The sequence below is a fragment of the Nonomuraea sp. B19D2 genome (assembly GCF_040137845.1).
Taxonomy (GTDB): domain Bacteria; phylum Actinomycetota; class Actinomycetes; order Streptosporangiales; family Streptosporangiaceae; genus Nonomuraea.
Map to the genome: position 1 here is coordinate 1 of NZ_JBEFAK010000068.1, position 14,054 is coordinate 14,054.

Annotated in this window: 15 protein-coding genes, 2 pseudogenes and 1 riboswitch; of the genes and pseudogenes, 10 read left to right on the plus strand and 7 right to left on the minus strand. The window is 68.5% G+C overall.

Annotated features, from left to right (window positions below; translation table 11 throughout):
• Positions 1-268 precede the first annotated feature (268 nt).
• A riboswitch (guanidine-III (ykkC-III) riboswitch) is annotated at positions 269-336 on the plus strand.
• A gap of 51 nt (positions 337-387) precedes the next feature.
• The 3 genes from ABN273_RS54145 to ABN273_RS54155 all read left to right on the plus strand — a co-directional run bounded on the left by ABN273_RS54145 (position 388) and on the right by ABN273_RS54155 (position 1,884).
• Entirely contained in the window at positions 388-1,230 is an 843-nt protein-coding gene (locus ABN273_RS54145; protein WP_349457579.1) for an MBL fold metallo-hydrolase, read from the plus strand.
• 205 nt (positions 1,231-1,435) lie between these two features.
• Positions 1,436-1,636 carry a hypothetical protein gene (locus tag ABN273_RS54150; protein ID WP_349457580.1) on the plus strand — a complete coding sequence of 67 codons (201 nt, stop codon included), beginning with the start codon at positions 1,436-1,438 and terminating at the stop codon, positions 1,634-1,636.
• A complete protein-coding gene (locus ABN273_RS54155; RefSeq protein ID WP_349457581.1) occupies positions 1,633-1,884 on the plus strand; it encodes a cytochrome P450 in 252 nt (83 codons plus the stop codon). The genes ABN273_RS54150 and ABN273_RS54155 overlap by 4 nt, the downstream gene beginning before the upstream one ends.
• A 251-nt stretch (positions 1,885-2,135) precedes the next feature.
• Here ABN273_RS54155 and ABN273_RS54160 read toward each other — a convergent pair whose 3' ends face one another.
• The gene (locus ABN273_RS54160; RefSeq protein WP_349457582.1) at positions 2,136-3,215 is read right to left on the minus strand and encodes an aminotransferase class V-fold PLP-dependent enzyme; all 1,080 of its coding nucleotides are present in this window, start codon (positions 3,213-3,215) and stop codon (positions 2,136-2,138) included.
• Entirely contained in the window at positions 3,212-3,622 is a 411-nt protein-coding gene (locus ABN273_RS54165) for a RidA family protein (RefSeq protein ID WP_349457583.1), read from the minus strand. Before ABN273_RS54165 ends, ABN273_RS54160 begins: the two co-directional genes overlap by 4 nt.
• Before the next feature lie 173 nt (positions 3,623-3,795).
• Between ABN273_RS54165 and ABN273_RS54170 the strand changes: the two genes are divergently transcribed.
• The 7 genes and pseudogenes from ABN273_RS54170 to ABN273_RS54200 form a co-directional block, all read left to right on the plus strand.
• Complete coding sequence (locus ABN273_RS54170; RefSeq protein WP_349457584.1) at positions 3,796-4,611, plus strand: IclR family transcriptional regulator; 816 nt, start codon at positions 3,796-3,798, stop codon at positions 4,609-4,611.
• 52 nt (positions 4,612-4,663) lie between these two features.
• Positions 4,664-5,620 carry a thiamine pyrophosphate-dependent dehydrogenase E1 component subunit alpha gene (locus tag ABN273_RS54175; RefSeq protein ID WP_349457585.1) on the plus strand — a complete coding sequence of 319 codons (957 nt, stop codon included), beginning with the start codon at positions 4,664-4,666 and terminating at the stop codon, positions 5,618-5,620.
• The gene (locus ABN273_RS54180; protein ID WP_349457586.1) at positions 5,613-6,611 is read left to right on the plus strand and encodes an alpha-ketoacid dehydrogenase subunit beta; all 999 of its coding nucleotides are present in this window, start codon (positions 5,613-5,615) and stop codon (positions 6,609-6,611) included. The genes ABN273_RS54175 and ABN273_RS54180 overlap by 8 nt, the downstream gene beginning before the upstream one ends.
• Positions 6,612-6,702: 91 nt before the next feature.
• A pseudogene (locus ABN273_RS60065) lies at positions 6,703-6,915 on the plus strand (NADP-dependent oxidoreductase); the annotation flags it as partial.
• Positions 6,910-7,620: a zinc-binding dehydrogenase gene (locus ABN273_RS54190; RefSeq protein ID WP_349457614.1), complete on the plus strand. Its 711-nt coding sequence runs from the start codon at positions 6,910-6,912 to the stop codon at positions 7,618-7,620. The pseudogene ABN273_RS60065 and the gene ABN273_RS54190, both read left to right, overlap by 6 nt.
• Positions 7,621-7,678: 58 nt before the next feature.
• A complete protein-coding gene (locus tag ABN273_RS54195) occupies positions 7,679-8,176 on the plus strand; it encodes a DUF6192 family protein (RefSeq protein ID WP_349457587.1) in 498 nt (165 codons plus the stop codon).
• A gap of 85 nt (positions 8,177-8,261) precedes the next feature.
• Positions 8,262-8,806: pseudogene (locus ABN273_RS54200) on the plus strand (IS5 family transposase); the annotation flags it as partial.
• Positions 8,807-9,639: 833 nt separating this feature from the next.
• On the opposite strand, the gene ABN273_RS54205 reads toward ABN273_RS54200, so the two are convergent.
• The 5 genes from ABN273_RS54205 to ABN273_RS54225 form a co-directional block, all read right to left on the minus strand.
• Positions 9,640-10,098, minus strand: coding sequence for a hypothetical protein (locus ABN273_RS54205; protein WP_349457588.1), 459 nt, complete (start codon positions 10,096-10,098; stop codon positions 9,640-9,642).
• A gap of 850 nt (positions 10,099-10,948) precedes the next feature.
• Positions 10,949-11,605, minus strand: coding sequence for an HAD family hydrolase (locus ABN273_RS54210; RefSeq protein ID WP_349457589.1), 657 nt, complete (start codon positions 11,603-11,605; stop codon positions 10,949-10,951).
• On the minus strand, positions 11,602-11,805 hold the full coding sequence (locus tag ABN273_RS54215) for a hypothetical protein (protein WP_349457590.1): 204 nt from the start codon (positions 11,803-11,805) through the stop codon (positions 11,602-11,604). Before ABN273_RS54215 ends, ABN273_RS54210 begins: the two co-directional genes overlap by 4 nt.
• Positions 11,806-11,889: 84 nt before the next feature.
• On the minus strand, positions 11,890-13,305 hold the full coding sequence (locus tag ABN273_RS54220; protein WP_349457591.1) for a pyridoxal phosphate-dependent decarboxylase family protein: 1,416 nt from the start codon (positions 13,303-13,305) through the stop codon (positions 11,890-11,892).
• Positions 13,298-13,924: a helix-turn-helix domain-containing protein gene (locus ABN273_RS54225; protein WP_349457616.1), complete on the minus strand. Its 627-nt coding sequence runs from the start codon at positions 13,922-13,924 to the stop codon at positions 13,298-13,300. The genes ABN273_RS54220 and ABN273_RS54225 overlap by 8 nt, the downstream gene beginning before the upstream one ends.
• Positions 13,925-14,054 lie beyond the last annotated feature (130 nt).

The window sequence follows — 14,054 nt, forward strand, 5'->3', positions numbered from 1 at the left end:
CTCCTCACGCAGGTCGAACACCATCTTGATGGCGCGTTCACGCAGCTCTTGGGGGTACTTCCTCGGTGCGGGCACGACTCCCAGCCTTCCAGTCTTGGGAGCCTCCAACCAACCCGGGGCAGCTCATCTGGGGAACAACGGCATCTCGCCGAAATCAGCCGCTACGTCATTAGAGTTCGTGCCTTTCGGCGCTGCTTTGCAGCCGCGACAGGCTCCAGGCGGATCCATGGCGGCGAGAGTGGCCGATCGGTGTCATGGTACGTTCCCCCTGGAAGCTCGTTGGTGCTTGCCCCGGACGAGATGTGCGCCGTACCCGGCCTGCTAAGACGACGCACTCGAAAGAGAGACGTCATGGATGCAGGCATACCTCTGATCGATTTCGCTGGAGTGACTCCACAGCCTCGCGCGCTGGACGTCCGGTGGATTCACGGCTCGCCCTCGGCCAAGCACAACACCGATCCGGACATCCAGATCTACGAGTACGACGAGCACACGCTCATCTTGCGGCAGAACATGGCGATCAACTATGAGGCGCCGTTCTTGTTCCTGCTGTTCGGCAACGCTCAGGCGGTGCTGATCGACACCGGCGCCACGGCATCCGCCGAATTCTTCCCCTTGCGCCAGGTGGTCGATGAGCTCATCGCCGGCTGGCTCGCGCGCCATTCCCGGGAGAGGTACCACCTGCTGGTGCTCCACACCCACGCGCATGGGGACCACGTCGCGGGTGACTGCCAGTTCACCGACCGCCCAGACACCACTGTGGTCGGCGCGGACGAGGCCACCGCCTGGCGGTACTTCGGATTCAGCGCGGATTCTGACGCCGTGGCGCGGGTCGACCTGGGGGGCCGTGTCCTGGAGTGCCTGGCGACCCCGGGCCACCACGAGGCAGCGGTCACGTTCTACGACCCGTGGACCGGTTTCCTGCTCACTGGTGACACGGTCTATCCCGGCCGGCTGTACATCCAGGACTGGAATGCCTTCGCCCGGACCATCGACCGCCTGATCGAGTTCTCCGACCGCCGACCGGTCACCCACGTGCTCGGCTGTCACATCGAGATGACCAGGCAGCCAGGCGTGGACTACCCGATCCGCACCACCTACCAGCCCGACGAGCCGCCACTGCAGATGACTACTGACCACCTGCGCCAGATCCGTGCGGCAATCAAGGAGATCGGCACCTTGCCCAGCCGACGTGCCTACCCCCTCTTCATCCTCTGGCCGAACGCATGACCCGCACGACGACCCCTGCTCGAATCCATGGCGTTCCCGGTCGGCGATGCCTGTGAGCCGACCGGGAACGCTGCCGCGCCGGACCTTCGTCATGTTTGGATCGGCCTTCGTCGACGCCCGTGATCCACACAACGGACTGGCAACCCCTTCGCCGTAGTCGTGGGCGCCGACGTCGGAGCTTGGCACGTGGGACGGCGCCAGGCGCTTGCCCGCCGCACCGGCACCGCCGACGGCATCCTCCCTCACCCACGACGCGCAGCGCCGAGAAATCATGGAGCACCCGGAGAAGATCGGCCCCGATGTCGAAGAACTGATGCGCTACCTGACGATCGTCCAGTTCGGCCGCGGCCGGGTCGCCAAGGAAGACCTCGAAATCGCCGGCGCCCAGATCAAGAAGGGAGATTGAACGCCGCCAACCGCGACCCCCGCGCCTTCGACAACCCCGATGCCCTGGACATCGACCGTAAAATCGTCCGCCACCTGGGCTGTGGCTATGGCGTCCGTGCCTGCCTCGGCCAGAACGTCGCCCGCGCCGAACTGAAGACCGTCCTGCCCAAGCTCTTCCAGCGCTTCCCCAACCCGCGCCTGGCCACCCCCAGGAAGAAGTGCCCACGGACTTCACCGGCACCAACTACGGCGCCCGCAAGCTCATGATCACGCGTTAGATGATTGATTCCAAGGAGTGGGATTCGGCGGATCACCTGCCCTGCGAGCATGACACGAGGGTGTTCAAGATCGATTTGTGACGAAAGACCTGAACACCCTTGCTACCGCACCTACGTGAAGTATTGGTGACCTTCGGGAGGACCGGCATGTGGCCTGCCTTGGCCTGATGACTAATCGGCGCGTGCTCAGTCAGTCGATGGGCGAGAACTCAGCGGGGCGTTTCCTCTACACCCTCAAGGTCAGGCGAGAGCGCTCGCGGCCGTGACGGCGTCGTGCTCGTCGTTGAAGTAGTGGAAGCCGAAGCGGACCCGGTCGCCCAGAGCGGTGGCCCGCACGCCGCGCTCGCGCAGCCGTATGGCGATGCCGTCGGCCTGGCCAGTGCGCAGGACGACGATGTGGGAGGCGGGACCGTGCGTCACCCTCCGCAGGCCGACGGCCTCGGCCCGCTGGGTCAGCTCGCCTGCGAGGGCGAGGCAGTGCCGTTCGACGCGCTCGGCGTCCAGCGAGCCGAGCAGCCGCAGCGCGGGGATCGCCCCGACCCAAGAAAACCAGGCCGGAGAGGCATCGCAGCGCGCGGCGTCGGGCGCCAGATCCGCGGGACCGCCGAAATAGCCGTGCGGCGGGCTCGTCGACTTCCAGCTGGGCGCCAGAGCTCGTAGCCCGTCGATCCGGTCTGATCGGGTGACCAGCCAGGCGGCACCGCGTGGGCACAGCATCCACTTGTAGCCGTGCACGGCGAAGTAGTCGGGGCGGATCCGGGTGGCGTCGAAGCGGAGCGCCCCGAGCGACTGGGTCAGGTTGACGAACAGCCGCGCGCCCACCCGGTCGGTCGCGGCGCGCAGGGCCGCCAGGTCGAGCCGCTGCCCCTCCCTGCTGGTCACCTCGCTCACCGCCAGCAGGGAGACCCGGTCGTCCAGCGCGTCGACCAGGTCCTCCACCCGCGTCACCCCGTCCCGTGTGGGCACCGCCACCACCTCGTGCCGTGCCGACCAGGGAAACAGGTTGCTGCGGAACTCCTCGGCAGGCACCACGATCCGGCCGGGCGGCAGCGAGGCGGCGACCGTGGCGGCGGCCTCGGCGAGCGACCCGAGCGTCGACACGGTGGCCGGATCCACACCGGTGAACTCGGCGAACAGGGTGCGGGCCGTGGCGGCGGCCGCGTCCCAGTCCTGCCAGGAGAAGTCGCCGCAGGACCAGGCCGACAGGGTCTCTCGCAATGCCTCGACCACGGGCCGCGCGCCGGGCGGCGCGCCGGGGGTGTCGAGCCACACCGTCGATGCGAGCGCGGGGAACAGCTCGCGGAACTGTGCCGGGGTCATCGGAGCGGGACCGCTACCATGCCCTCGATCTCCACCGCCAGCTCGGGGGTCGCCAGCGCGGCGACCACCGCGAGGGAGTGCGCGGGCCAGTCGCCGTCCGGATACCACCTGCTGAACACCTCCTGGCGGGCGGCTCTGCAGCCGTCCAGGTGCTCGGTGCCCGCCACCAGCGTCATCAACTTCACCAGGTGCTCGGGTCCGACGCCGAGCGAGTCGAGCAGCCGCTCGATGTTGGCGAAGATCTGCCGCGTCTGCGATCGCGCGTCAGGGCCTGCCAGAGTGCCATCGTCCAGCACGCCGACCTGGCCGGAGACGAAGACCAGCTCGTGGTCGGCCGGCACGCTGGCCAGATGGCTGTACTGGCCGATGGGCGCGGCGATGGCGGCCGGGTTCCAGCGGTGGATCATAGGCGGTCTCTCTTCTCGCGACGCGTTCATCCAGGTCCACGCTAGACGCAAGCCCTCACTAGCCCGGGCCATCCGCGAGACTGATTTCACATAGTCGAAAAATGGTTTCACCCTGGTGCGAAGACCAGGGCGCGGGCGGCACAGTGGGACCATTCCGAAGGAGGTGACCGACGATGCCCGAGCAGCACAGCGACGACGAGCGGGAGAAGACGACCGTGCTCCACACGCTGGAGCGTGGCCTGCTCGTGCTCGAGGCCGTCGCAGCCGCCGAGGGCGCCGCGACCGCGAAGGTGCTCAGCCGCCAACTGGGCCTCAAGCTCGGCACCTGCTACCACCTGCTGCGCACTCTGGTGGCAACCGGTTACCTCGTCCGGCTCCCCGGCGGCTGCTACGACGCCGGTCCGCGCGCCGCATCGCTGAGTCGGCACCTGCAGCAACGGGCGGGGCCTTCGCCCGAGCTCGCGGTCATCTTGACCAGGTTGCACAACAAGACCCAGGAGGCGTCGTACCTGTCCGGGTGGCGTCACGGCACGCTCACCATGCAGCACTACCTGTCAGGCCTGCACGCCGTGAGCGTCGGCGGCCTCGACGTCGGCTACACCGGGCACATGCACGCGCGCGCCTCCTGCAAGGCGGTGCTTGCCTTCCTGCCCGAGGAGCAGGTGGCCGCCATGTTCGAGGGTGTGGAGCTCGCGCCGCTCACCCCGAGGACGATCACCGACTACGACGCGTTCGTCGCCGAGCTGGCGCAGATACGCCGACAGGGTTACGCCCTGGACCGTGAGGAGTTCAGCGAGGGCGTGTCGTGCGTGGCCGCCCCGTTCTTCGACGGCTCGGGATCTCCGGTCGGCGCGTTCACAGTGTCCGTTCCGATGACCCGCTTCCTCCCACGGCAGACGTGGTTGACCACGGAGGTCCGTGAAGCCTCCTCGATCGCGACCGGGCTGCTGCGTACCGGCCGGTTGACGGTGCCGTCGGCCGTGCGCTGAGCGTCACGGGCTCTGCCCGGATCATTACGACGAAAGGAGCGTGGGTATCCCCATGCCCGAAACAGCCAGGTTGCTCGATTTCCTCGAGTCGATGCGGCGGATCAGGTTCTTCGAGGAAGAGGTCGCCCGGCTGCGGGCAGCCGGTGACGTGGTCGGCTCGGTCCACCTGTGCAACGGTCAGGAAGCGATCTACGTGGGAGCCTGCGCGGCGCTCGACCTGACCAGGGACGTGGTATTCCCCACCTACCGCGGGCACGGATGGACGCTGGCCTGCGGGGTGCCGCCGTACCCGCTGTTCGCGGAGCTGCTCGGACGCGAAAGCGGGATCAACGGCGGCCGCGGCGGGTCGGCGTATCTCACGGCGCCCGACTACGGCATGTACGGCGAGAACTCCATTGTGGGCGCGGGCGCGCCGATCGCGGCCGGTGCCGCGCTGGCCGCCACCTTCGACGGGTCGGGCCGCGTCGCCGTGGCCGCCTTCGGGGACGGCGCGATGAACCAGGGCGCCGTGCATGAGGCGATGAACTTCGCCGCCGTGCGCCGGCTCCCGGTGATCTTCCTCGTGGAGAACAACCTGTACTCGGAGCTGACCCCGATCTCCGCCATGGCGCGGGTGGATACGCTGTTCAGACGTGCCGCGCCATACGGCATGCCGGGCGCGCGAATCGACGGCAACGACCCGCGCGCGGTCGAGCAGGCGGTCGCCGAAGCGGTCCGGCATGCGCGGGAGGGCCGTGGCCCGGTGCTGCTGGAGGCCATGACGCAGCGCATCGTCGGTCACTACATCGGTGACGCTCAGCACTACCGGCCCGCGGGGGAGCTCGATCGGGCACGCGCGGAGGAGCCGATCGCGCGGCTCCTTGAGGTGCTCAAGCAGGCAGGGGTGACCGAGCCGGAGCTGGAGACCCGCTCCGACCGCGTTCGCGCCGAGATCGCCGAGGCGTCGCGGCGCGCGCTGTCGGACCCGCTCGCCGATCCCTCGACCGTACTGGAGCACCTCCATGCCTGAGTTGACCTCGCGCCTCTCCTACGCCGAGGCCGTGAACGCCGCGCTGCACCGCGCGCTGGCCGAGGATGGGACGACCCTGCTCTTCGGCGAGGACGTCGCCGTCCCCGGTGGTGTCTTCGGCGTGACGAAGGGGCTGCGCCAGCAGTTCGGGGAGCGGGTGTTCGATACGCCCATCTCCGAGTCCGCCATCCTGGGCGGCGCCATCGGTGCCGCCATGTTCGGCGCCCGGCCGATCGCCGAGATCATGTGGGCGGACTTCTCACTGGTCGCGCTGGACCAACTGGTCAACCAGGCGGCCAACGTCCGCTACGTCTCCCGTGGCAGGGTGGGCGCGCCCATCACCGTACGCACGCAGCAGGGCCACGCTCCCGGCGCCTGCGCCCAACACTCACAGAACCTCGAGGCGTTCTTCGCGCACGTGCCGGGGCTTCGGGTGTGCATGCCCGCCACCCATCAGGACGCCTACGACCTGCTGCTGTCCAGCATCTGGTGCGACGACCCGGTGGTTGTGATCGAGAACAGGACCCTCTATCACGCCGGCAGGCAGGACATCCGGATCGGCGGCCAGGTGCGGCCCATCGGCGGAGCCCGGATACGCCGGCCGGGCGCCGACGTGACCGTGGTGACCTGGGGCGCCATGCTGCACCGCGTGCTCGATGCCGCGGACCGCCTCGCCGCGCTGGGGTTCGAGGCGGAGGTCGTCGACGCCAGGTGGATCAGGCCACTGGACCTCGACACGGTGCTGGCCAGCGTCAAACGCACCAGGCGACTTGTCGTGGCGCACGAGGCCCACGTCACCGGCGGGGTGGGCGGCGAGATCGTCGCCGCGGTGGCCGAGGCTGGGATACCGCTGCGGCGGCCCCCGATCCGGGTCGGCGCCCCGCCGACCCGGATCCCCGCCGCGCCGGCACTGGCACAGGCCGTCATCCCGTCCGCCGACACCATCGCCGAAGCACTGGCTCTCGCGGTCTCGCCCGGCGAGACCCGATGAAAGAGGAGATCATGGGAGACTTCATAGCCGTTCACCAGACGGCCAGACCACAGGGAGCGCCGACGCCGGACGCGTTCGCGTTCGTCACCGGCCCCGTCCCCTCACCCGCCCAAGGGACGGCCTTGGTCGAGACCTCTACCTGTCGGTAGACCCCTACATGCGCGAATGCATGGACGGAGAATGGGAGCTGAACAGCCCGCTGGAAGGACGCTCGATCGGGCGCGTCATCGCGTCGAGGGATCCCCGGCTAGCCGTCGGCGACCTGGTCTTCCACCGCAAGGGGTGGCGGACGCACGCCGTGGTCGGCCCAGACGAGGCCCGCGTCCTGCCCCGGGCGGACGGTGTTCCCGCCAGCGCCTTCCTGAGCCTGCTCGGCGGCACGGGGCTCAGCGCCTACGTGGCGCTCACGCGCGTCGCCAAGCTCCAGCCAGGGGAGTCACTGTTCATCTCCGGAGCCGCCGGCGGCGTGGGCACCGCGGCCGGGCAGCTCGCCCGTATCCTGGGTGCCGAACGGGTGATCGGCAGTACGGGATCAGCGGCCAAGGTCAAACACCTCACCGAGAACCTGGGCTTCGACGCGGCCTTCGACTATCACGAGGGTCACGTCGCCGAGCTCCTCGCGCGGACGGCACCTGAGGGTGTCGACGTCTGCCTGGAGAACGTCGGCGGCGAGCATCTGGAGGCGGCGATCAGCGGCGTGCGCGCCCACGGCCGTATCGTGTGGTGCGGCGCGGTGTCCACCTACAACGACCTCGGCCGCCCGCCGGCCGCCCCCCGCAACCTGTACGACGTGGTGGGCAAGAGCATCCGCCTGGAAGGCTTCCTCGTGCGCGAGTACGGGCATCTGCAGGCCGAGCTCGAGGCACTGCTCATCCCGCACATCCAGTCGGGCAGGGTCAAAGTGGATCAGACCGTCGTCGCCGGGTTCGACCGCGTCGTTGACGCTTTCATCGGCATGCTCGGCGGGCGCAACACGGGCAAGATGATCGTCCAGCTCGCAGAGGGGTGAGCGCGAAAATCGGTGGTTCACGATCCCGGACGGGTCGTGGGAGCCCTGCAGCTCACCGGTGAGGACTCCAGGCCGAGGCCGGCGGCCAGACCGAGGCCGCGGTCGCATCCTGGCCTCGATCCGGGACGAGACCCTGCGCTGGCGGAAGATCAAGGAGCCGCCGGAGGATCCCCGCACCGGGCAGCACCGATGGACCGTCGACACCGCCAACCGGGAGGTCGGCCGCAGCGTCGACTCTCCGTTCACCGTCTCGGAGTGGTCCGCTCAACGGTGGCGGTGCCTGCAATGGGTCAAGGACAAGGCCGCCCTGGAGCACCTAACCCCGCTCACCTGGACCCCGAAAGAGGGGTATCGGTTTTCCGCCGACCCCGCCGAGTGGATCAGCTACGAGCGGCACCGATTCCACACCGAGCTCACCCGGATCACTCGGCTGATCACCGCGACCGTCGGGCCACACGCTGGCGCGCGCCCCAACGACAAGTTCGCCAGGACCATCCTGGCCCAGCTTGAAGGCGTCCGCGCCACGTATGAGTCGCTGGTCACCGACCAGTCGTGAGCATCTGAGATCGGCCGTTTCCAGGGCTGTCCGCATCCAGCCCTGCTGCCCATCCTCCCGTTGCACTGCCGTCTGGGGTTGAGTCATGCGCGGACGCCACTACCCGTCCGACGCCACCGCCGCCGAATGGGCGCTGCTGGAGCCGTTGCTCCCTACGCCGGCCTGCCGCACCAAGCGCGGCGGCCGCCCCGAGGCCCATCCACGCCGCGAAATCGTGGACGCGATCCGCTACATCGTCGACAACGGCTGCTAGTGGCGTGCCCTTCTTGCCGACTTTCCACCATGGCGTACGGTTTACGGGTTTTCGCGCGCTGGGCGCGCGCCGGTGTCGTCGCCATCCGCGACCACCTGCGCGAGCAGGTTCGGCTCCGGGCGGGACGCTGCCGCGCCCCGGTGACCGCGATCGTCGGCTCCCAATCGGTCAAGGCCGCCGAGACCGTCTCCCGCTCCAGCCGCGGCTACGACGCCGCCAAGAGGATCAACGGCAGGAAGCGGCACCTCGTTGTGGACACCTGCGGCATGCCGCTGATGGTGATGGTGACCCGCGCGGACAATTCCAACCGAGCCGTTGCCCGTGACCTGCTGCTGCGGATCCGGCTGCGGCATCCCCAGCTCACCCTCACTTGGGCCGCAATCACCGTGATGTCGCGGTGGCTCACCCGCCGATCACCTCGGCGGAACGCCCTGGTTGCCTAACGACCAGCCATTACGCCCACTGGCACATACCGGACATCAGTAACGGCTAACCGTTGTGATCGTCCTGCCGGCGGGGCTCAGGCTGCCGGGCTCGTTAGGCCCGGACCCGGCACCGCGCCGAACAGAACACCGCATCCATGCGGCGCCGCACCCACGCCCACACCGCCACACCGCACCCCGGGCAGCGTGCCCACGCCGTCATCCGCGCACGCCACGCGTCCTCCTGCTCAAACCATGCCGCGGCCTCAGCGGAAATCACCGCCGCCGCCAGCATCTGCCGCTGAAGGGCACGCTTGCGCGCGCGATAGGCCCGCATCCCGCACGCCGGCAAGCAATACCGCCGCCGCACCATGGATCCGGCCGACAACGGACAGCCGCCGCACCGCGCATCTTCCGGCCTTGCCAACCACAGGGCCATCCTCCGCCATCACTACGGCGACGGCCGGCGGCTCGACGACATCATTCCTGAGCCGGGCTGCTCCCCAGCAGCTCGGTCGCCGAGCGGGAGTACTCAGTGAGGTGCCGAGCCGTCCGTTCTCGCGAAAGTTGCTACGTTTCTCGGCCCCATGGTCTGTTCACCGGGTCTGATCCACCGGGCGACTCTGCTACCGGTCGCGGGCCATGGCGGAGGTCTTGCGCGCCATCGCCCGCCCGGGCTCACCACCACAACCAGCTGAACTCCAGCAGCCAGGCCCTCGGGCCTGGCTGCTCCCGTGTGGCCCCGCCAACAACCGTCCGGCAGTGACACCGACGGCACGGTTGCAATCTCAGCTCGTCTCCTGCTCGCCCCTGTCGAGGTATTGGTTCGGCATGATCTCAAAGAACTCGATGTCGAGGCTGTCTTCTGGACGGCCGACCGTACTCGCCAGGACGGCGCGTGCTCGTGCGGCCGCGCTCTCGTAGGACGACGACGGCGGTATCGCCAACGCCACCGGAAGGTCCTCCTGGGCGGGGAACTGGGTAAGCCATTGGTCGCCGTCGAAGACGGCAGCTCCCCCATAGATCGGCACGTCGCCGCTCCCGTCGTGTCCGAAAAGGTGCACATCCACGTCGTCAGGGGCAGTACCGAGGATGGTGGCGAGTTTGCTGCTGACTTCGTGGAACAGATCCGCGTCCGAGTCTGTGACCACGACCACGTCGGGCCGGTCCGGCACCTCGACTCTGGCACGGTAGCGGGCACCATCTCGGGTGATGATCCCGAAGTAGATATTGCCAACGATGTTCACAAAACCTCCGAAGTACTCGCGCTGCTGTCCTGGCAGTCCACACTCGCTCCAGATCGGCAAACGGCGCATCCAGCTTGATCGACTCAGGTGGCTCAGCCACCCCAATGCCCGACGGGTGAACCGCCGTCAACTACAGGTTTGGCGATGACCCGACCAGAACCGGCCCGTGCCCCCCGCCGCGCACCTGCGCCGCAGGCCACCATGGAAAGAGTGGCGTCAACAGCGCCAAGCTCTCCTGGCGGCTTCGATTGGATCACCCACCGAGGTCCGGTCCTTGGCCCGGTAGCCGTCAAAGATCCGGTCGACGGCCGTCCAGCCCAGCCAGGCGGCGGCACCAGCCGTTCGACCTCCCGGTAGTGGTCAATCCGTACCCGGTCCCAGGCGTGGATGACGCGACCGTCGCCGACACACAGCCCGACATGTCCCCAGTCCCGCACCTCGCCATCAATCGGCCCGCGGCAGGCGTAGAAGGCGAACGCTCCGGTAGGCGGCTCACCAGTATTACGGGCGGCCCCGTTCAGGTCTGCCGATTCTTGAGCGTGATCACTGCCGAAGATCTCGACGCTGTTGGAGCGCTCGTAGGCGTCCTCGACGAAGGCCAGGCAACGGGTGGCATAGCCCGTCGTGTCGAGATAAGCCTCTGCCAGGCGATGACGTTGGCAATGTGGAGATCTTTAGGGGCATCCATGAGAACCGGACTCTAGCCATCCGAGCCTGCTGTGCGACACCGAATATCGCCTGCGCCTCGCCTGCCCCTTGGCAGACATCGAGCAACCGACCTTCCCGTTCAACCGCGGGCTCAGCGGGGGGTGTTCAGTTGCTGACTGGTGTGGATGTCTGTGGCCTCGGTTCAACGGTCGTGGTCGAGGTGGCCGAGGATCCCGGTCAGGTGTGTGATGAGGGATGTGGCTCCGGTGAGCCTGCTTGCAGGGGTCAGGGCGATGTAGCCGACGACGGGCATGCCGGCGGCTTTCGCGGCGCGGACGCCGTTGGGGCTGTCCTCGACGACCAGGCAGTCGCGCGGGTCGCTGCCAAACGAGGCCGCGGCATGGAGGAAGAGATCGGGGGCGGGCTTGCCGACGCCGCCGACGTCCTGGGCGCTGAAGACCACCCCGGGCGGCAGCAGGGGGCGCAGGCCCGTCCGGTCGAGGGTGAGGTCGATCCAGGCGTGGTCGGAGGAGGATGCCAGGCAGTAGGGGATGCCGCGGCGCCGCAGCTCGGTCAGGACGGTGGAAGCGCCCTGGACGGCGGCCAACCCTTGCCTGAAGGCGGTGAACACCCGCTCGTGGCAGCGTGCGGTGAAGTCGGCGGGGAGCGTGCCGCCGTAGCGGTCGGCGACAACCGTGTGGACGGTGCGGGCGGCGTTGCCGAGGAAGTATCGATAGGACTCTTCCAAAGTGAAGGGGAAGCCCAGTTCCGTTAGGTATTCCGACAGCACGCGGTGTGCGGTGGGTTCGCTGTCGACGAGGACGCCGTCGTTGTCGAAGATGACCAGCTTGGGTTTCATGGGTTCTCCGTTCGGGTGAACGTCAGGACGAGGGCGATCACGAGGAATGCGGCGCCGAGGAGGCAGGTCGCGCTCCAGCCACCGGCCGCGTAGACAGAGGGGCCGACGGCCGCGCCGACGCCGCCGCCGAGGGTGTAGACGGTCATGTAGACCGAGGCGAGGCGGGCGCGGGCGTCGTCGATGCCGTAGACGACGCTCATGTTGAGCAGGTGGACGGGGCGGCCGATTGAACAGCAGACTAGGTTTCGCTCGCCCGCTGCGATTGATGGCCAGGCAGCGGGTGCTTACGCTGCGATCTCCGCGGCTGCCATGCGGGTCTCGTTGAGCAGGATGGATAGGTCCTCCGTAGTGGTGGCGGGGTTGAGGAAGCACGCGCGCAGCGCTTCCATGCCGCCGATCCGGGTGCCGGTCAGAAAGGCGCGCCCGCGCTGCTGGACGGCGGCCGGGATCGCGCGGTTGAGGTCATCGACTCGGCCGTCGCGGTTGCCCAGGCGATACCTGAACGCGACGATCGACGTGGTGACCGGGGCCAGCAGCTCGAAGTCGTCCGCCGCCTCGATCATTGCGGCCAGCGTGTGGGCGAGCCGTACCGTCTGGTTGACGAGCCGGACAATCCCGTCCCGGCCGAGGTACGACATCGTCGCCCAGGCTCGCAGCGCCCGGAATGGGCGGGTCTGCTCCGGGCCGTACTCGGAGAACCAACCGAGTCCTGCGGCACTGTCGTCGCGCAGGTAGGCCGGGACCAGGCTGAACGCGTCGCGCGACGATGCCCGGTCGCGCAGGAGGACACAGCCGCAGTCGACCGGGACGCCGAGCCACTTGTGCGGATCCAGCGCTAGCGAATCGGCCCGTTCGATGCCCGCGTAGGCTGCCGCGGCGCCGTCGGCGAGAACACCGAGTGCCCCGTAGGCGCCGTCAACGTGGAACCACAAGCCGCGGTCTGCGGCGACATCGGCGATCTCCTCCAGCGGATCGACGGCGCCGGTGTTGACGGTGCCCGCGCTCGCCGCCACGCAGAACGGGCGCAGCCCTGCCTTGGCGTCCTGGGCGATCAAGGCGCGCAACGCGTCGACATCCATGCGGAACCGGCCGTCCACCGGGACCACCCGTACATGGCGGGCACCCAGGCCGAGCAGCTCAGCGGCCTTGCGCAGGCAACTGTGCCCTTCCGCAGACACATACATCACCATTGGCGGCTGGCCGCAGAGCCCTTCTTCGCGGGCGTCCCATCCGTCCTGCCGCGCGGCACGCTGGCGGGCCGAGGCGAGGCCGATGATGGTGGCCATGGAGGCGCCGCTGGTCAGCAGCCCGCCACCGGCGGTGTGGGGGTAGCCTGCCAGATCCGCCAACCAGCGCACCACGGCATACTCCAGCAGCGCCCCTGCGTGCTCGCCGCCGGCACAGCTCGGGTTCAACGCCGCCGCCATCGACGCGACGAGCACACCGGCTGGCGAGGGCGGGGAGTTCACCCAGCCGAAGAACCGGGGATGACCGTTACCCATCGGGTACGGCAGCATCCGGACACGAACGTCATGGACCAACTCATCCAGCGACCGGCCCACGGTGGGCAGATCCTGGCCGGTCAGCCAGGCGCGGTCCTCCTCCGCCACAGGCTGCCACACCCGCTGTTCCCGGACGCCTGCAAGGTAGTCGGCCGTCACATCGACGGCGGCTGCGCCCGCCCGCCGCAGGTCATCCATCGACGTCCTCGACCTGCTGGGTCTGATGTGCCGCCGCTGCCGTGTGCAGGTCCATCACCAGGTAGTACACACACTCCGAACCCGCGTCATTGACGAACCCGTGCCGGCAGTTGCCGGGGTAGTACACCGAGTCCCCAGCATCCAACATGTACCTCTCGCCATCGATCGTGAGGGTCAACCGGCCCGACTCCACGGCCACGTACTCGCGTGAGCCCGGCGGATGCGGTGAGAACTCGCCGGCATCGACGCCGGGTTCCAGGATGGTGCGCATGAACTCGAATTCCACGCCCGGCAGCACCGGGGACAGGATGCGGCGCTCCCAACCCGCCTGATCATGCACTACCCGCTGCCGCGCTTTGCGCAGAACCACTGCCTCTTCGCCGCGTGACTCGTCCAGCAGTCGGGCGATCGAGGTGCCCAGCGCGGTGGCCAGCCGATCGAGGACCAGCACGGTCGGCGTCTTCGCGCCCCGCTCCACATCGGACACCATGCTCCGGCTGACGCCGCTCAATTCGGCCAGCCGTTCCAGTGCGAGGCCACGGGCACGGCGGTGGGCGCGAAGCCGCGCACCCAGGTCCGCCATCGACAACCCACTGAACAACATCCCGCCGCCTTCCATCACTATTCCACTATAGTAGCGAATCCTCCTCTATAGCGGAATACGCTTGTCGTGGGCACCCGTGGGCGCCAGCCCCGATGGTGTTCAATGGGAGAGACCGATGAACTGGGAACAGCTGCCTGCCAACCTG